Raw genomic sequence first — 18406 nt, forward strand, 5'->3', positions numbered from 1 at the left:
AAAAATTTTAAGGAAAAAGAATTATGAGTATTGAAATTCGTGTTCCCGATATTGGTGATTTTGACGCCGTTGATGTGATTGAGGTGTTGATTGCTGAGGGGGATGAGGTTGCGCTAGAGCAATCGGTATTGGTTTTAGAATCTGATAAGGCATCGATGGAGGTTCCTGCTGAGCAGGCTGGGGTGGTCACTAAGGTATTAGTGAAAGCTGGCGACCAAGTGAAAAAAGGCGATGTTATCGCTGAGCTTGAGGTTTCTGATGAGCAAGATGACAATGAAGGTAAAAATCAAGAGAAAGCTGAAGAATCTGATGAAAAATCTTCAGAACAATCTAAGCAGTCCTCTGAGGAAAAAGATAATAGCAGTGCTCAAGTAGAAGATGGGGCAGGAAAAACAGTTGATATCGTCATTCCAGATATTGGTGATTTTGATGCTGTTGATGTTATTGAGGTTAATGTTAGTGAAGGCGATAGCATAAGCAAAGAGCAGGCATTAGTAACCTTAGAATCAGATAAAGCATCTATGGAAGTGCCATCTGAATATGAAGGCAAGGTGGTTAAACTAACTGTATCTGCTGGAGATAAGGTTGCAAGTGGTGATGTGATTGGACAAATTGAAGTAGCGGAGGGAGGTTCTTCTAAATCGCAATCTTCAGAGAATAAGGCTCAATCTGCAGAAAAAGCACCTAAACAATCTGCTAGCAAGTCGGAACAATCTGACAATGTGGACTCTAAAAATGACCGTGCGCAAAATGAATCTGCGCAAAATCAACGTTCGCAACCTGCTGAATTTGATGAACAGAGTTTTGCTAAAGCGCATGCCAGTCCGTCAGTGCGTAAATTTGCGCGTGAATTGGGTGCAGATTTAGGCTCAATTAAAGGAACTGGACGCAAGGGACGGATTGTTGAGGAAGATGTAAAAGCCTTTGTTAAACAAGCGTTGAGTGCTAAAGCTTCATCTGGCGTACAAGGGGGCAGTGGAATTCCAAGCATGCCAGTGGTGGATTTCTCACAATTTGGAGAAACAGAAGAGCAAAAATTATCGCGCATCAATGTGTTAACTGGTGAGGCGATGACGCGTAATTGGCTCAATATTCCACATGTTACGCAACATGAGTTGGCAGATGTAACGCAATTAGAGCAGTTCCGTAAAGATTTGAAGGCTGAGGCGGAGAAAAAAGGTGTTCGTGTTACCATGCTGGCCTTTTTAATGAAGGCTCTAGTTGTGGGTATGAAGGAATTGCCACGCTTTAATTCATCTTTATCTTCTGATGGCAAATCATTGATTTTGAAGAAATACTATAATATTGGTATTGCGGTAGATACGCCTAATGGTTTGGTTGTGCCAGTGATTAAATCGGTTGACCAAAAAGGGATTTATGAGCTTTCTTCTGATTTGATGGAAATTTCTAAAAAAGCACGTGAAGGGAAGTTATCTCCTAAGGATATGTCTGGTGGTTCTATGACCATTTCTAGCTTAGGCGGTATTGGTGGGCATTACTTTACGCCGATTGTAAATGCTCCTGAGGTGGCTATTTTGGGGGTATCGCGTGCAAGTATGCAACCAGTATGGAATGGAAAAGAATTTACTCCACGATTAATGTTGCCGTTGTCGCTTTCTTATGATCATCGTGTGATTGATGGGGCAGATGGTGCGCGCATGATTGTGTTGTTATCCAATGTGCTACAAGATATGCGTCGCATTTTGTTATAGGCGCTTATTTAGACTTGACACTGGGCGGTGCTACTTTGGTAGTACCGCTTTTTTTATGTCGTTTTAATTCTTTAGGGTTGATTTGTTTTTTAAGAATAAATTAAGGCACTAAAGTTTATAAAGGCGAGTTTTAATTGAAAATATGCTACGTGCAAGCACAGAATAAATGCTGTTTATGCTGTGGCGAAGATAGATGGATTGGTTTTTTAGAAAAGTGGGGTTGCAAGGATAACAAGATTGGGTTTATAGGGCAGGTGGTGATATGATGGCGCGTTTTGTGTTTGTCGGTTAATTAGTTGAGGTGTGCATGAGTGAGCAAGCGATGCTGACGCGTTATCAGCCTGTAGATATTGAGTCAAAATGGTATCAGCTTTGGGAAGAGAGGGGTTATTTTATGCCCAAGGGTGATGGGGTGCCTTATGCCATTATGATTCCCCCGCCTAATGTAACGGGGACGTTGCATATGGGGCATGCTTTTCAAGATACGATTATGGATGCGTTGATTCGTTATCAACGTATGAATGGCAAGCGGACTTTATGGCAGGCTGGGAGTGACCATGCTGGGATTGCTACACAAATGGTGGTGGAGCGCCAGCTCAATGCCAAAGGGCAAACGCGCCATGATTTAGGGCGTGAATTATTCACTGAGCGTGTGTGGCAGTGGAAGGAACAATCAGGCGGGCAAATCATGCAACAGTTGCGGCGTTTGGGTGCGTCGTTGGATTGGTCGCGTGAACGTTTTACTATGGATGAATCTATGTCAAAGGCGGTGCGGACGTTATTTGTGCGTTTGCATGAGGAAGGTTTGATTTATCGCGGGAAGCGTTTGGTTAATTGGGACCCTGTATTAAAAACGGCTATTTCTGACCTTGAGGTGGAAAATCGTGAAGAAAAGGGGTTTATGTATTATGTGCGCTATCCGTTTGTTAAAGGTCAAGGGCTTGATGGTCAATGGATGGAAATTGCTACAACGCGACCAGAAACCATTTTGGCAGATGGTGCGTTAGCCATTGCGCCAGAGGATGAACGCTATCAGCATTTGATTGGCAAGCAGGTTCATGTGCCGATGACAGAGCGCACAATTCCTATTATTGCTGATGAATATGTAGATTCTGAATTTGGCACAGGGTGTGTCAAAATTACGCCAGCACATGATTTTAATGATTATGCGGTAGGGCAGCGCCATTCAATAGAAGTGATTAATTTATTCACGCCTGAGGCGGTGTTAAATGAAAATGCGCCTAAGCGGTATCAAGGGCTAGAGCGTTTTGTAGCGCGTGAGCAAATAATAGCGGATTTAAAGGCGCAGGGGTTTTTGATTAAAGTAGAGCCACATACTTTGATGCGCCTAGAGGAGATCGTACGGGGGAGGTGATTGAGCCTTATTTAACCGACCAATGGTTTGTTGATTTAACTACAAAAACTCAAGCAGATGGACGGGCAGGGGGCTATCAACGCTTAACCGAACCAGCGCTTAATGCCGTTAGAGATGGGCGGATTCAATTTGTGCCTAAAAACTGGCAAAACACGTATTTTAATTGGATGGAGAATTTAGAAGATTGGTGTATTTCTCGCCAGCTTTGGTGGGGGCATCGCATTCCTGCATGGTATGACGAGGAGGGCAATATTTATGTAGGTGAAAATGAGGCGGCGGTGCGTGAAAAATATGCACTTGAGGGTAAAACACTTACACAAGATACAGATGTATTAGATACATGGTTTAGCTCGGCATTATGGCCTTTTGCTACACAGGGTTGGCCTGAAAAAACACAAGATTTAGCAGAATTTTATCCTAGCAGTGTATTGGTAACGGGATTTGATATTATCTTTTTCTGGGTTGCGCGCATGGTCTTAATGGGACTTTATTGTATGGATGGGGAAGTTCCGTTTAAAGAGGTTTATATCCATGGATTGGTGCGCGATAGCGAAGGGCAAAAAATGTCAAAATCTAAAGGCAATGTGATTGACCCGATAGATGTAATTGATGGCATTGAGCTTGAGGCATTGGTAGCTAAGCGCACTGAAAACATGATGCAACCCCAGCTGGCTAAAAAAATTGCACAACAAACTCGCCAAGCCTTTCCTGAAGGCATTCCAGCCTGTGGGACAGATGCTTTGCGGTTTACTTTTTGCGCATTGGCCACAACTGGGCGCGATATCGTTTTTGACCTCGCGCGCGTGGAGGGTTATCGCAATTTTTGTAATAAATTATGGAATGCAGCGCGTTTTGTGCTGATGCAAGTTGAGGATAAGCCTATTGCGACTAAAGAAGAAGCGCTCAAACAAATGCAAGCGGTAGATAAATGGATTTATCATGAATTAACTCAAACCATTGAAAAAGTACGCAATGGATTTGAGCAATACCGCTTTGATTTTGCAGCCAGTGCTTTATATGATTTTATTTGGCATAAATATTGTGATTGGTATTTGGAATTGGTTAAACCTAATTTATCCAAACATCAAAATGATGAGACACAAAAAGCCAATATCCGCTTTTATTTGTTAGATGTATTGGAGCAGATTTTGCGCTTAGTGCATCCAATCATGCCATTTATTAGCGAAGAGATTTGGCAAAATATCGCCCCCCAACTCAAACTCAACGCTAAAAGCATTATGAATACCGCTTATCCAGAAATGGGCGTAAGGGATGATGATGTGCAGGCAGAGGTGGCATGGGTGCAGGCAGTGCTACTGGGATTGCGCAAAATTCGCGCAGAGATGAATATTGCTCCTGCTAAAGCCTTACAAGTTCAGTTGCTGCACGCAAGCGCCCAAGATCAAGCCTATTTACAAGCTCAACGTGCACGCTTAATCAGTTTGGGGCGCTTGCAAGAGATTGTTTTAGTAGATGAGGATTTAGTTGAGGCGGCAGTTTTTAGTGTGGGGGATATGCAGGTTAGAGTGGCGCTGGCTGATCTTATTGATAAAGACGCTGAGTTGGCGCGTCTAGCGAAGGAAATGCAAAAATTGCAACAAAATATTGCTAAGCTAGAAGCGCAATTGCAAAATGAAAACTTTGTACGCAAAGCCCCTGAGCAGTTGGTTGCAAACACACAGGCGCAATTGCAAGCAGACCATAAAGCGCTTGATGCTTTAAGCGCGCAATATCATAAAATTGAACGTCTCTAAAGGAGTGAGATATGAAAAAATTAGGAATTGTAGGCTGGCGTGGTATGGTTGGCTCGGTTTTAGTCGAGCGCATGATTGCAGAAAATGATTTTTCTAAAGTAGAAACTACTTTATTCTCTACCTCGCAGGCAGGAGAGGTTTCCCCTGATTTTGCAGGGAAAAATAAGACTTTACGAGATGCTAATAATCTCTCTGAATTAGCAGAGATGGATATTATTATTTCTTGCCAAGGTGGAAGTTATACGGAAAAAATTCATGCGCCTTTGCGAAAGGCAGGATGGCAAGGTTATTGGATTGATGCAGCGTCTACTTTGCGGATGCAAGAGGAGAGCGTCATTGTGCTAGACCCTGTGAATAAAGATGTGATTATGCGCGCGCTAGAAAATGGACAAAAAGAGTTTATTGGCGGAAATTGTACGGTGTCGTTGATGATGTTGGCATTAGGCGGTATTCTTGAGCAAGATTGGGTTGAATGGATTACGCCTATGACTTATCAAGCCGCCTCAGGCGGTGGGGCGCAACATATGCGCGAATTACTAAGCCAAATGGGCGCTCTTGCCGAAGGCGTAAAAACTGAGCTGAGCAATCCTGCCAGTCAAATTTTAGAAATTGATGCAAAAGTCAGCGATATCATGCGCACTCAACTGGATACTACTCATTTTGGTGTACCACTGGCAGGCAGTTTAATCCCTTGGATTGATAGCGCATTAGAAAATGGGCAAAGTCGCGAAGAATGGAAAGCGCAGGCAGAAGCCAATAAAATCATGGGGCGTAGTAGTCAGCCGATTCTTATCGATGGGTTGTGTGTTCGTATTGGCGCGATGCGCTCACATGCCCAAGCACTAACCATCAAGCTCAAAAAAGATATCCCGCTTAAAGAAATTGAGCAAACCTTAGCCCAGCATAATGATTGGGTGAAAGTTATTGCTAACGACAAACAAGCAAGTAGTCAATATCTTACGCCAGCGGCTGTTTCTGGTACGCTGGATGTTCCTGTTGGCAGATTGCGTAAATTAGCCATGGGTGGAGAGTATTTAAGCGCCTTTACCGTTGGCGACCAACTACTATGGGGCGCTGCAGAGCCATTACGGCGTATGCTTAATATTTTACTAAGCGCCTAAAGCATTATCAGACAGCGCTTGAACTTGCAAATCAAAGGATAACCATGTTGCGCATTGTTAGAAGTCAAGATATTCAAGCGCTGGCAGATGATTTAGCCAAGCACATCAATTATCAGTCAGACCCTTTTAGTAGCACTCCAATCGTTGTACGCTCCCTTGCACTTGGCGATTGGCTAGAGAATTATCTTGCCAAAAAAAATGGCATTTGCGCACAAGCGCCAAGGCATTTTCTAGGTGAATTGCAATGGCAGTGGATAGAACAAATCACCCAAAAGCACAGTTTTAATCCAAAACCGCCTCTTTCAATGTCGGGTGTGCATTGGCAACTTTTCGCTTGGCTCTATAGTCATACACCCGCCATTGTTTGTGATTCAACTCATCCTCTCCAACCGCTTTTAAGCGTTTTATTTGAAGGCAAAATACAACTCACACACAATAAAAGTTACGCCATGCGGTTATGGACTTTTAGTGAGCAATTTGCCCGAATTTTTATGCGCTATATTGCCTTGCGTCCGCAGTGGTTAGAGACTTGGCATAACAATCAGTCGCTTGATATTGAAAAACTCATTGCGCAAAAAGAATATGCAGGGCAAATGCCACAATGGCTAAAACAACATTATCATCAGCTACAGGATGCACAGCGCTATCTTTGGCAACAGATATTAGATTCACCTTATCAAGCACGCCAACAACGCCTAGCGCAATTTTGGCATCAACTACAAACACATCCACAAACACATACCCAATTACCTAAAAAACTGATTGTTTTCATCCTTCATGCGCTCACCCCAGAAAGCCTACAATTTTTAGCGCAACTTTCTGAATGTATAGAAACCACCCTCTATCATCACACCCCCACTTTAGATTATATCGATGATATAGTTGATGCCAAATGGCTACAACGCTATCAAATCCAAAACCCCCAAAAAACCGAACAACAACATTTTGATGCAGGGCAACATCTCGTTTCACGCTTTGGCAAACAAGCGCGCGACCAAGCCAAACTCTTAACCCAACTCAGTCAACAAATCCCACCCTCAAAACTCATTCAAGAAGAGCTTGACCACAGCAGGGCAGGCATAATCTTTTAACCTATTTACAACAAGACCTCCACAACCTAGATGACACCACCCCAAGTCGTAGTTATTTTAAAATGCTCATTGAAGATTCCACGCAAAAACAGGACGATAGCCTACGTGTTCATGCCTGCTATGGATTATTGCGCCAGCTTGAAGTCTTACGTGGAGAGCTGATTCAATGGCTAAATGCCGACCCCACTCGCCAGCTCTCTGATATCCTTATTGTTCTTCCTGAGATTGGCGATTTACAAGGCACCATCGAAGCCGTTTTCCCACCTGATGGACACTACGACGGCTACATACTCCCAGCGCGCCTCACAGGACTCACCAAAGCCGATACACAAAAACTATGGCGCGCACTCACAGGGCATCTCACGCTAATACACAGCGGTTTTTATGCCCCTGATGTTATAGACTGGCTATTGCTTGAAGAAAATGCACATGCCTATCATCTAACCAGTGAACAACAGCAACGCGCCGCCCAACTCCTTCAACAAGCAGGTTATCACCGTGGTTTTAATGCAGCCCATATACAACAAACCCTAAACCCCGACGATAAAGATGTTCGTTTTACCTATAGCTATGCTTTAAATCGCCTTTGGACGGGACTACTCATACCCAACACCGCCCATCCTGATATTGCGCCCATGCCTGATTTAAGCCTAGACGACCTCCCCATTATTCAAGCGCTCGCGCAAATTGCGCAAACCATCGAACACCTCTACCATTGGCAACAACACTCCCACAGCGCTGATGATTGGCTCAACGGCATAGAAACCTTACTCACCCAAACCTACAGCCCACTGTCTGAGCAACCTGCATGGCTAGCTGTTAAACACAGCCTGAACGACCTACGCTACCAGCTTCACGCACAAAATACCCTACTGAGCCAACAAAGCACCGCCTTACCGCTTGAATTTTTTCTAACCTACCTAAGCGATAAACTCGCCGACAACCAAGTCAGCTCCGAACCCTCAGGCGTTATCACCATTGGACGCCTCAGCGCCTTACGCCATCTCCCTTATAAACTCATCGTCTTTTTAAATGCCAATTTGGACGACTTTCCCAACAACACCCAAGACAACCGCTACGACCTCACCCAACTCGACCAACGCCAAAGCGGCGACCAACTCAAAGAAGACGACGATTATGGTGCCTTTTTAGATTGCCTATTAAATGCCAAAGAAGCCTGCTGGTTTTTTTATAACCACCTCACCCCAACAGACCCCCCACCCCCCAGCTTCCCAGCACCGTTTTGCAAGAGCTCCTAGACTACCTAGCAGCCGATTGTAAAAATCCAGAACAAGCCATTAAAACCTTCATTATCCAACACAGCCAAAATCCTTTTGACGCTGATTCACTCAGCCAGCAAGCGCCTCTTTGGTATAACATCCACCAAGCCCTACAACACCCAGCCAAAAGCCCAACGCCACTCATTAGCCTCACCAACCCCTCCACAGACCCCAGAAAAGTAGAACACAATGACACCTTAGCGCTGACGCAATTTCACTACCAACTAACCCACCCAGCCACCCTCTACGCGCAAGCCCATCAGCTTAACTTTTTAGATCAAGCAAACCTCACCCAAGCCCTTGAGCCCCTCTCAAGTGACGGACTCAACCGCTATCAACTTTGGGACTACTTTATCGCAAACACCCATCAAAACCGCTTAGCCGATAGCCAAACCCTTCGAAGTCTTCCCATACTCCCAGCAGGGCATATGGAACACTTTGGTTTAAGCAACAACACCAACAATATCAACAACAACTTCAGCATCTCTTAACAAGCACACAAAGCGCCCAACTCACCCCCACCCAATCGACAAGCATTGCGACAACAGGCGCTACATTCATTACCTCCTTACCCAGCCCAGAGCACAACCACCCATGGCTACGCTACATCCCAGCAAAGCGCGTGATAAACACATGCTCAAAGCTTGGCTGGAACATCTTCTTTGGCAAATCAAACGCACCACCAACCCCCCAGCGCCTACAATCATTGAGTTTTACGACCAACGCCTCACCTTCATCCCCTTAGACGCACAACAAGCGCATCACCACCTCAGCGCATGGCTCAACATTTGGCAAAACCTCCCCCAACAACTATGGCTCGCCCCCATCGAACTACAATTTAAATATGCTGAAATCATCCAAAAAAACACCGCTGAGCGCGAGAAAAAACTCCATACCCTTTGCAATGATTGGCTATATCCCAACGACTACAGCCAGATTTACAGCCTTGATGCGCGCCATATTTGGCAACATCTTTTTAATCATCACCCGCAAAACCTCCTAATAAAGCATATCGCCCAACAAGTTGAGTATTACACGCCTAAACTCATCCTCCCCATCTTAGAACACACCGAGCGCGCCTATGACTAACTCTAAAATCCAAACCAGCGTTGCCAGTCAACTTCCTTTGCAAGGACGTGCTCTCATCGAAGCCTCCGCTGGCACAGGCAAAACATGGACTCTCACAGGCATCATCCTGCGCTTACTCATTGAAAAAAAATATCCTGCAAAAGAAATTATCGCCACCACCTTCACCCGCGCTGCGGCAGCCGAAATGCGCCAACGCATCCAAGAGCGCCTGCAAGACTTCCGCCAATTGCTCATCGAACTATTTATCACACAACAACAAAACCCTCATTTTTTAGAAGACGACCCCCAACTGCTAGAGCGCATCCATCAACATCTTAGCCATCAAAACAATCAACACTATCTTCAAGATAGCGTTAATCAACATCTCCTGCATAATCTTATCCACGATTCAGGACTAGATGGCTTGATTCGCGCCTACCGCCTAAGTGAATTAGCCTTAGCGGATTTAAGCCAAATTTTTGTCGGCACACTAGATAGCCTCTGCCAGAAATGGTTGCGTGAATTTTCAATCGAAACAGGACTCAACGCCCAAACCAATATTAACGAAGACAGCGACCTCATCCCGCAAATTCTCCATCATCAGTTGCGCCGTCTACAATATGATTATGCCCACACCAACCCCCTCACCGAACAAAGCCTACTTGAAAATCCTCTGCGTCTTGATGACTATGTTAACACCCTAAAAAGTCTGCAAAATTTCGGACGCGCCCCCATCAAACCCTTAACCCCCATCCTTGACCCCAGCCAACCCCTGCCTGACCCTCTACAAGCGCTGAAAAAGCTAAAGAAACAGACCATCGACGACGATATAGCCTATTTTAATTCTCAGGAACTACAAAATACCCTCAACGCCAGCACCAACCTGAAAAAAAAAGCCAACCATCTTAAAAGCCTTGTTTGCGCGCTCACCCACAAGCAACCCCTCAATTTAGAACAAGAAAGCCTGCTTATTGCGATTTCAGATTCTAGTAAAGGATTTAAAAAAAACAGCGAACCCCACGCTCAACGCTACAACTCCCTCCCGCTTATTCAAGCCCTGCGCCAATACGCCCAGATAGACGAAACGCTCAAGCAACACAAACACTACTATCAAAACCTCATCAGCGAAAAACTCGCCTTAACCCTACGAGAGAAACTCGAACCCGCACTAGAAGCGCGGGGTGAAAGCACCTTCAGCCTACAACTTGAACGCCTAAACCGCATCCTAGAAAGCGAAAATGGTAAACAATTTGCCCGCCACATTGCGCATCGATATCCCGTTTTGCTTGTAGATGAATCACAAGATTTAAACCACGAACAAGCCAGCCTAATAGAAAAACTTTATTTAGACGAAACCACCTCTCATCGTCATTTTATTCTTCTAGTGGGCGACCCTAAACAAGCCATTTATGGCTTTCGTGGGGGGGATGTAGCCAACTACAACCGCTTAAAAGCACAATTTCCCAGCGACACTATCAAAACCCTACAAGAAAACCGTCGCTCCAGTCCTGTATTAGTAGAAGCGCTTAATCAATCCTATGCCCCCCAAGCGCGCACACTTGGGGAAAATATCTACTATCAGAGCATGCAAAGCGCAGGCGAGCGCAACAAAAGCATCACCGTTTCTGGGACGTCTTTAAGCCAACCACTGATTTGGTATCAAACCGATAGGGACAACGAAATCAACCACATCGTTGAAATCATTCAAGCACTAACCGCACCAACAAGCCGTTATCACCGCCTAATTGAGGGCAAAGCCTACCGCATCGCCTACCAAGATATTATGGTACTCATGCCTCAGCGCAAATACCTCGCACAACTTAAACAACAGCTACTTGAGCACGGCATCCATGCCGTATTAAGCAATAACGACAGCCTTTTTAATCACAGCACCGCGCAAGAAGTCGGGTATATGCTGGATTTACTTTTAGACCCCTTTGACCGTGGCAAACTCATTCGCCTGCTTACAGGCAAACTCTGGCGCTATCCTCTGCCTTTAGACAACGCGCCCTTAAGCGAACAAGCTGACCACAGCATTACCCATATGCGCCAACAGTTCATTCAGGCAAGCGAGATTTTGCAACAATCAGGTGCACTACGCGCTTTACAAACCCTTTTAACAGCCAAAGACTTGAGCAAACAAACCCTATGGCAACGCATCGCCAGCTACCCAAACCCTGATAACCATCGCTATCTTCTAGATTTGCGCCACTGCCTACAAATTATCAGCGAACAATCACGCCATCTAAGCGCCTACAAACTCAATCAATGGTGGCAACAACAACTGCATCTTCTCCCGCAAAATGAATGGGCACAATCCCATCCCTTGCCCGCACAAGATGCTGTTAAACTGCTCACTCTACATGGCGCAAAAGGATTGCAAGCTCCCATTGTTATCGTCTCCAGCATAGGAAAAGACAAGAACAAACCACAAATGTCCTACCGCTATCATGATTGCAACAACCAACTGTATCTCTCCTTTAGTCGCCTAGAGAGCGAAGAAGAACAAGCCAAACAAACCCAATTAGATGAAAAAAAACGCCTGTTTTATGTTGGGCTCACTCGCGCTGAAGACCTCCTATTTGTTGGCTTGCCAGAGAAAAGCGGAAAAGCTCTAGCGCTGTATCCCCAATTTAATACCACTGGCGCTCACAGCCAAATGCTTGCCAGTGACCAACTCACCCCCTACCTCACCAGTCAAACTCCCCATAATCTCGCCCCTAAAAGCCAAACAGACCCCCCTGCAATTGCCAAACCGCCAGCGGAGAAAACCGACTACAAAGGCTGGGGTAAAACCAGTTTTAGCGCCTTATTGCGCTATTACGGCGACAAAGCGCATAGCCTACTCGTCTATCAACCCGATGCCCAACAAGAACCTCAACTCCCTTTAGATTCAACCGTCATTCACACCCAAGAACACCCCGATTATTGGCGCTTTAATCTTGCCAAAGGCGCGCAAACAGGCAGCTTTCTGCATGAATTACTTGAGCGCCAGCCCGTTAATCTCCAAAATTATCCCCCCATCATCGAGCGCCTAGCGCATAAATATCAACGCCTTCCCAGCGACGCCCAACAAATCCCCAATTTTCTCCAACAAATGCACCACTGGCTCCAAGGCATTTGCCAAACTCCGCTTGCCGTAAGCCAAACCACCCTTGCGCAACTGCCTGCAAGCGACCGCCTCAATGAAATGCCCTTTTCCCTTGCCCTAGAAGACCGCCAACCCCTTAATCTCAACACACTGAACACCCTTTTTAACGACTACAAACTCCCGCTTAGCCTCAGTCAAAATCACAGCTTCTTGCGATTTATCCGCGGAGAAATAGACCTTGTCTACCGCCATGAGCAACGCTATTACATCATTGATTATAAAAGCAATCATCTAGGTAATCATTGGAGAGACTACCAGCGCCAACATCTCATAGCCACCATGAACCATCATCAATACTGGCTTCAAGCTGCCATCTACCAAGTTGCCCTTCACCGCTTTTTACAACAACGCCTGCCCAACTACCACCCTCAAACCCACCTAGGCAGTGTTGTTTATGCATTTATCCGTGGCATGCACCCAGAACACCCTCAAACCGCACAACTAGATTGCAACCTTCCCCTTAGTCTTATCCTTCAAATCGACCAATTTTTTAGCGAGCGCGCCTTATGAGTTCAGCCCAATCCCCCACACCAACCGCCAGTAATCCACTTGGAGATTACATTGCCACACAATACGCCCTAAGCGATAGCGCACAAACAGCCTTTAGCGCCCATCTTGCCGCACTTTTAGAACAGCGCGAACAAGGACACACCCTCCTACATCATTCTCAGGACTTACACGCCAATCTCGCACAATATCCAAGCCTCACCATCAGCGAAGAACAAGCCAAAGCAGGCGAAGTGGCTCCCATCGTCCTTGGTGAACGCTGTAGCTGGCTTTATCGCCTTTGGGCAAGTGAGCATCAAGTAGCGCAATGGCTTTATCATCGTTTAACTCATCACTCCCAACCTCTTAATCAAGAAGAAATAAAACCCTACCTCAACACACTCAACCCCCAACAAAAACAAGCCGTTCTAAAAGCGCTTACCCAACCGCTTACCCTCATCAATGGTGGGCCTGGTACAGGCAAAACCTACACCGTTGCACGCATCGTGCAGGCCTATCTCAACCAACATCCTCAAGCTCGCCTACAACTAAGCGCCCCCACAGGAAAAGCCGCCAACCGCATGACGCAAACTCTTACGCAAAATCTCCCTCAAACGCTTACCGAACAACTTCCGCCTGCGCAAACCCTTCACCGCCTTCTTGGCATTCGTACACACAAAAGCCCACGCTACCACGCGCAAAACCCCCTTGACCTTGACCTGCTCATTATCGACGAAGCCTCCATGCTCTCCTTAGAACTCACCCAACAACTGCTCAACGCGCTGGCGCCCAAAACCACCCTTATCCTCCTAGGCGATGCGCACCAACTGGCTGCTGTTGAGGCAGGCGCAATCCTGCATGACCTTAGCCAAACCCCCCAACTAAACCCCTTTATCGCCACCCTCACGCAAAGCACCCGCTTTGACAAACACAGCCTCATCGGACAACTGGCAGACGCCACCTTAAACAACCAACCCCAGATTCTGCTTAACCTTCTAGCGCAACACAACAGCCACCATCGCCCCAAAACCCACAACATCAGCCAAATCCAATCCCTTTACCAACAACTTTTTCACCCTTATCAACCCTATTTAAACGCGCTCAATCAAACGCCAACCGCCCCCAATAACGACCAAATCCAGCCTCTCTTTGCACAATTTGACCATTATCGCATTCTCTGTGCAGGGCATGCAGGCGTCCTTGGCACCCACACCATCAATCAACAAATGCGCCATTATCACCAACAATCTCTCAAACAGCCACAATCTACCAATATCCCTTATTATCATGGGCAACCCATTCTCATCCAAACCAACACCCCACAACTCAATCTTTATAATGGCGATATTGGATTGTGCCTTATCAACGCCCACGGCGAAGCCAATCTCTATTTTCCCAACCACAGCACCCCCATCGCCGCCAGCTACCTCAACAACAAACACCTCAGCGATGCCTATGCGCTCAGCATTCATAAATCACAAGGCTCAGAATTTACCCATATTGCCATCTGCCTAGATACAGCCCAGCAACGCCTCATCAGTCGCGAACTCCTCTACACCGCCATCACCCGCGCCAAAGAAAGCCTCAGCCTTTATAGCGACGACAGCCAGCTTATCCATGCGCTAAACACCCCCACCCAACGCCAAACAGGATTAGCGCAACAATTGCAAACCCTTATCAAACGCTAAGAGCATCAAAATCCTTAATGCCCAAACCAAAAGGGATAGCGGACTGGAGATTGGAGGATTGAGGATTGAGGATTGAGGATTGAGGATTGAGGATTGAGGATTGAGCTTTTTTAAGCGTTTGTTGCCAATGCTTGAGTTTAGCGTGCTATCAGCGTTTTCTGATTATCTAATGCTATTTAAAGCCGTTAAATGAGCTATGGCGAGCAAAAATTATCCATCATAACCATTTCGCCAGCTAAGCCTCATGGCAATATAGTCAAAGAATTGAAAAAGTATTACAGCGTTGGCTCGCCTTGCCGTACGCTCTTGTACTGTCTACGGCTCGCCGCCTTGTACTACTTTTTCACTTCTCCGACTATACAGCATCAGAGTTCTTGAGGATTGGCGCAAAGGTCGCTCACAAGACAGCTGGTGCAGTGGGGTTTGCGTGCGATGCAAGTATAACGCCCATGAAGGATTAACCAGTGGTGCGCATTATGGCGGTATTCTTTGGGAATAACTTTTTCGAGCTTGTCTTCAACCGCACGAACGGTTTTGCCTGTAGCGAGTCCTGTGCGGTTGCTTACTCTAAAAATATGGGTATCAACCGCGATGGTAGGTTGATTAAATGCGGTATTAAGAACAACATTGGCGGTTTTACGCCCCACCCCTGCGAGCGCTTCAAGCGCTTGGCGTGTATCAGGGACTTGTCCTTGGTGTTCATCTAATAGAATACGGCAGGTTTTGAGAATATTTTCGGCTTTGCTGTTATAGAGTCCGATAGTTTTAATGTAGGTTTTTAGTCTATCCAGTCCAAGGTCATAAAGCGCTTGAGGCGTATTGGCAATAGGAAAGAGTTTGGCGGTGGCTTTGTTAACGCTTTGGTCTGTGGCTTGCGCGGAAAGCATAACCGCAATAAGCAGTTCAAAAGTGCTTTGATAGTGGAGTTCGGTGGTGGGATTGGGGTTATTCTCTTGTAGGCGAGAAAAGAAAGTGCGGATATCGGCTTTTTTCACGGTTGATTTAAATGGGGTTTAAAAAAGCGCAACTTACAAAGAATAAGTCGCGCTTTGCTGTCTTAAAGTTTTACAGTTAATTTAGCGCATCAAGGGCGGCTTGATAGTTAGGCTCTTGTCCAATTTCGCTAACAAGCTCACTATGAAGAATGCGGTTATCACCATCTAAGACTAAAACCGCACGGGCGCATAACCCTGCAATTGGGCCGTCGCTAATCGCTACGCCGTATTGGGTTTTAAATTCTGGGGTTTTAAAGCAAGAAAGCATCTCTACATTGTCAATGCCTTCAGCGCCACAAAAGCGACTTTGCGCAAAAGGAAGGTCTGCAGAGATACATAAAACCACCGCATTTTCAAGTTTTGCCGCTTTTTCATTAAATTCACGCACCGACTTGGCGCAAACGCCTGTATCAACGCTTGGGAATATATTAAGAATTTTGCGTTGGGTGGAATAGTCGCTTAGGCTTTTATCGCTTAATTCGGTGGTGGTTAAAGTAAATTCTGGCGCGCTTTGTCCTGTTTGTGGGAATGTGCCGTTTAGGGTTACAGGGTTGCCTTTGAAGGTAACGTTACTCATTGATGACTCCTTAAATAGTCTGTTGATAAAAATATGTTTGCTAAGGTGCTGTGGATTAGGTTTTTGCGTTTTATCGCTTTAAATTGTTTTGAAGATAGCACAGTGTAGTGAGTTTTTGCTTTTTGGTGCTTACCGCTTAGTCATTATTAGAAGGGTGGAAGTCGCTGGGGGTGTTTTCAATGTGTTGGAAGCGGGTGGTGATTTTTTGCGCAGAATGCTGTACGTCCGCGACGTCTTTATTGGCTTGGTCGATGTGGCGGGCGAGCGCGTCCATTTTTTGTTGGAATTTTTGAAAATCATGATTGAGATGATAAAGCTGTTGGCGCAGTTGGTGAGCTTGTTGGCGCGTGGCGTCATCTTTAATAACGCTTTTGGCGGTGGTGAGTACTGCCATTAGGGTTGCAGGCGAGGTGAGCCAAACGCCTAGCTGGTAGGCTTGTTCGATGAGTTCAGCGTGGTGGGCATGAAGTTCGGCAAAAATGGCTTCGGCTGGAATAAAGAGAATCGCGCCGTTGGCGGTTTCGGGCGGGAGAATGTATTTTTCGGCAATGTCTTTGATGTGTTTTTTAACGTCTTGATGAAGTTGGCGGCGGTGATGTTGTTTTTGGCTGGGCGTTTGGTTGTCTTGATGAAGTGCGCGGTAGCTTTCTAGTGGGAATTTGGCGTCTATGGCGATGTTACCGCTGGGTTGAGGTAGGAGAATAAGGCAATCAGGCGTTTGCCGTTGGAAAGGGTGGCTTGGTAGCGGATATTTTGTGGTGGGAGGACGTTGTCGATGAGGTTTTTAAGCTGGATTTCACCAAAAGCGCCGCGACTGCGTTTGTCGCTTAGAAGATCGTGCAGGGAGGTAACGTCGCTACTGAGTTGGTGAATGCGTTTTTGCGCTTCATCGATACGACTTAGGCGACTGATGACATCTTGAAAAATGCTTTGAGTGTTGTGAAATCCTTGATTAAGGCGTTGTTCAACTTGGGCGCTGATGTGTTGGAGGTGGGTTTCGGTGGTGCTGGTAAGATGCTTGAGTTCATGGCTTAAATGTTGGCGTTGGTGGTTGAGTTGTAGGCTGAGTTCGTTGCGGATTTGGGTGTTGAGATGAGTTTGTTGGGTGTGCAGGGCGGTTTGGGTGTGTTCGCGTAGTTGATGGAGTTGTTGCTGTTGGTGGTGGGCGAGTTGTTGGAGGTGGGTGAGGTGTTGGCTGTGATTTTGTTGGAGTTGAGTTTCAAGGGTTTTTGGGCTTTGCGGACGTTTTAGCAGTAGGGCAATCAGAAAAAGGCTATTTAAAATTAGTAGGAGATGTGTGAAGTTAAGCGTGTGCATGATGGGTTTTAGATGTGAATGTGGGGGCTATTGTAGGGATTTTAGTGGGGGTTGTTAATGCTAATGCGTGCAAGTAGAAGAATTCCTATATGTATCTGCGTTTTTTGGGATTGGGCGCTATAAAACTTTTTACACTTGGGCTAAGATTGAGTTTTGTTTTTGAGGTGGTTTTATGGCAAATGGCGCTGAAATTTGGCGACCTTCTGATGGAAAGAAGTTGATTATGTTTAATAAGCCTTATGGGGTGTTATCGCAGTTTAGCGATGCTCAGGGGCGAGAAACGCTAAAGGATTTTATTGATGTGGCTGGGGTGTATCCAGCAGGGCGCTTGGACCGCGATAGTGAGGGCTTGTTATTGCTTACCGATGATGGGCGCTTGCAAGCAAGGATTGCCGAACCAAGATTTAAATTAGAAAAATATTATTGGGTGCAAGTAGAGGGGATACCCGATGAGAGGGCGTTGGCTTGGTTGCGCGATGGGGTGAGGCTAAAAGATGGGCAAACGCGACCTGCAAAAGTGCGTTTACTTGATGCGCCGAATTTGTGGGAGAGGGTTCCACCTGTGCGGTTTCGTTTGTCTGTGCCAACGACTTGGCTGGAGGTGGTGATTACGGAGGGGCGCAATCGTCAGGTGCGACGGATGACGGCAGCAGTGGGGTTTCCAACGTTGCGCTTGGTGCGGGTGCGCATTGGGCATTGGGCGCTAAAAGATTTGGCGCTGGGAGAATTTCGGGTGTTGGCTTAGGCATCGTCTGCAAGTTGTTATAAAATGCTGCTTTTATGTTTTTTAT

Annotated in this window: 13 protein-coding genes and 1 pseudogene; 10 read left to right on the top strand and 4 right to left on the bottom strand. The window is 46.1% G+C overall.

What is annotated here, in order from left to right; all coding sequences use genetic code 11:
- Positions 1-23 precede the first annotated feature (23 nt).
- The 9 genes and pseudogenes from aceF (at position 24) to recD (ending at position 14726) form a co-directional block, all read left to right on the top strand.
- Positions 24-1712: a dihydrolipoyllysine-residue acetyltransferase gene (gene aceF, locus A5N84_RS04575; RefSeq protein WP_072281431.1), complete on the top strand. Its 1689-nt coding sequence runs from the start codon at positions 24-26 to the stop codon at positions 1710-1712.
- 322 nt (positions 1713-2034) lie between these two features.
- Positions 2035-4841 (top strand): annotated as a pseudogene (locus tag A5N84_RS13385) (valine--tRNA ligase).
- A gap of 11 nt (positions 4842-4852) precedes the next feature.
- A complete protein-coding gene (asd, locus tag A5N84_RS04585) occupies positions 4853-5962 on the top strand; it encodes an aspartate-semialdehyde dehydrogenase (protein ID WP_072281432.1) in 1110 nt (369 codons plus the stop codon).
- A 44-nt stretch (positions 5963-6006) separates the two neighbouring features.
- Positions 6007-7053 (top strand): exodeoxyribonuclease V subunit gamma, encoded by a 1047-nt coding sequence (locus A5N84_RS12605; protein ID WP_072281433.1) that lies wholly within the window; start codon positions 6007-6009, stop codon positions 7051-7053.
- Between the two features lie 62 nt (positions 7054-7115).
- Positions 7116-8312: an exodeoxyribonuclease V subunit gamma gene (locus tag A5N84_RS12610; protein ID WP_072281434.1), complete on the top strand. Its 1197-nt coding sequence runs from the start codon at positions 7116-7118 to the stop codon at positions 8310-8312.
- Positions 8297-8824 carry a hypothetical protein gene (locus A5N84_RS12615; protein ID WP_072281435.1) on the top strand — a complete coding sequence of 176 codons (528 nt, stop codon included), beginning with the start codon at positions 8297-8299 and terminating at the stop codon, positions 8822-8824. Before A5N84_RS12610 ends, A5N84_RS12615 begins: the two co-directional genes overlap by 16 nt.
- Positions 8796-9422 (top strand): hypothetical protein, encoded by a 627-nt coding sequence (locus A5N84_RS12620; protein WP_158008645.1) that lies wholly within the window; start codon positions 8796-8798, stop codon positions 9420-9422. Before A5N84_RS12615 ends, A5N84_RS12620 begins: the two co-directional genes overlap by 29 nt.
- Positions 9415-13062: a UvrD-helicase domain-containing protein gene (locus tag A5N84_RS04610; protein WP_072281437.1), complete on the top strand. Its 3648-nt coding sequence runs from the start codon at positions 9415-9417 to the stop codon at positions 13060-13062. The genes A5N84_RS12620 and A5N84_RS04610 overlap by 8 nt, the downstream gene beginning before the upstream one ends.
- Complete coding sequence (recD, locus tag A5N84_RS04615) at positions 13059-14726, top strand: exodeoxyribonuclease V subunit alpha (protein ID WP_072281438.1); 1668 nt, start codon at positions 13059-13061, stop codon at positions 14724-14726. Before A5N84_RS04610 ends, recD begins: the two co-directional genes overlap by 4 nt.
- A 365-nt stretch (positions 14727-15091) precedes the next feature.
- Here the strand turns inward: recD and nth are convergent, their stop codons facing one another.
- From nth to rmuC (A5N84_RS12630), 4 genes are all read right to left on the bottom strand, one after another.
- Positions 15092-15721 (bottom strand): endonuclease III, encoded by a 630-nt coding sequence (nth, locus tag A5N84_RS04620; RefSeq protein ID WP_072281439.1) that lies wholly within the window; start codon positions 15719-15721, stop codon positions 15092-15094.
- 76 nt (positions 15722-15797) lie between these two features.
- Positions 15798-16298, bottom strand: a complete 501-nt coding sequence (gene tpx, locus A5N84_RS04625; RefSeq protein ID WP_072281440.1) for a thiol peroxidase — start codon at positions 16296-16298, stop codon at positions 15798-15800.
- Positions 16299-16434: 136 nt separating this feature from the next.
- Positions 16435-17001 (bottom strand): DNA recombination protein RmuC, encoded by a 567-nt coding sequence (rmuC, locus tag A5N84_RS12625; protein WP_143324827.1) that lies wholly within the window; start codon positions 16999-17001, stop codon positions 16435-16437.
- The gene (gene rmuC / locus A5N84_RS12630; RefSeq protein ID WP_143324828.1) at positions 16965-17615 is read right to left on the bottom strand and encodes a DNA recombination protein RmuC; all 651 of its coding nucleotides are present in this window, start codon (positions 17613-17615) and stop codon (positions 16965-16967) included. The genes rmuC (A5N84_RS12625) and rmuC (A5N84_RS12630) overlap by 37 nt, the downstream gene beginning before the upstream one ends.
- A gap of 172 nt (positions 17616-17787) precedes the next feature.
- Here rmuC (A5N84_RS12630) and A5N84_RS04635 point away from each other — a divergent pair, with 172 nt between their 5' ends.
- Positions 17788-18360 carry a pseudouridine synthase gene (locus tag A5N84_RS04635; protein WP_072281441.1) on the top strand — a complete coding sequence of 191 codons (573 nt, stop codon included), beginning with the start codon at positions 17788-17790 and terminating at the stop codon, positions 18358-18360.
- The last annotated feature ends 46 nt before the right edge of the window (positions 18361-18406 follow it).

The organism is Rappaport israeli, from assembly GCF_001888055.1.
Lineage (GTDB): Bacteria > Pseudomonadota > Gammaproteobacteria > Cardiobacteriales > Cardiobacteriaceae > Rappaport > Rappaport israeli.

Excerpts from the sequence above, each read along its gene's own strand:
- aceF (WP_072281431.1), top strand. The coding sequence starts at position 24 with ATGAGTATTGAAATTCGTGTTCCCGATATTGGTGATTTTGACGCCGTT.
- tpx (WP_072281440.1), bottom strand. The coding sequence starts at position 16,298 with ATGAGTAACGTTACCTTCAAAGGCAACCCTGTAACCCTAAACGGCACA.
- A5N84_RS12610 (WP_072281434.1), top strand. The coding sequence starts at position 7,116 with ATGCTCATTGAAGATTCCACGCAAAAACAGGACGATAGCCTACGTGTT.
- A5N84_RS04635 (WP_072281441.1), top strand. The coding sequence starts at position 17,788 with ATGGCAAATGGCGCTGAAATTTGGCGACCTTCTGATGGAAAGAAGTTG.
- A5N84_RS04610 (WP_072281437.1), top strand. The coding sequence starts at position 9,415 with ATGACTAACTCTAAAATCCAAACCAGCGTTGCCAGTCAACTTCCTTTG.
- A5N84_RS12605 (WP_072281433.1), top strand. The coding sequence starts at position 6,007 with ATGTTGCGCATTGTTAGAAGTCAAGATATTCAAGCGCTGGCAGATGAT.
- asd (WP_072281432.1), top strand. The coding sequence starts at position 4,853 with ATGAAAAAATTAGGAATTGTAGGCTGGCGTGGTATGGTTGGCTCGGTT.
- recD (WP_072281438.1), top strand. The coding sequence starts at position 13,059 with ATGAGTTCAGCCCAATCCCCCACACCAACCGCCAGTAATCCACTTGGA.
- rmuC (WP_143324828.1), bottom strand. The coding sequence starts at position 17,615 with ATGCACACGCTTAACTTCACACATCTCCTACTAATTTTAAATAGCCTT.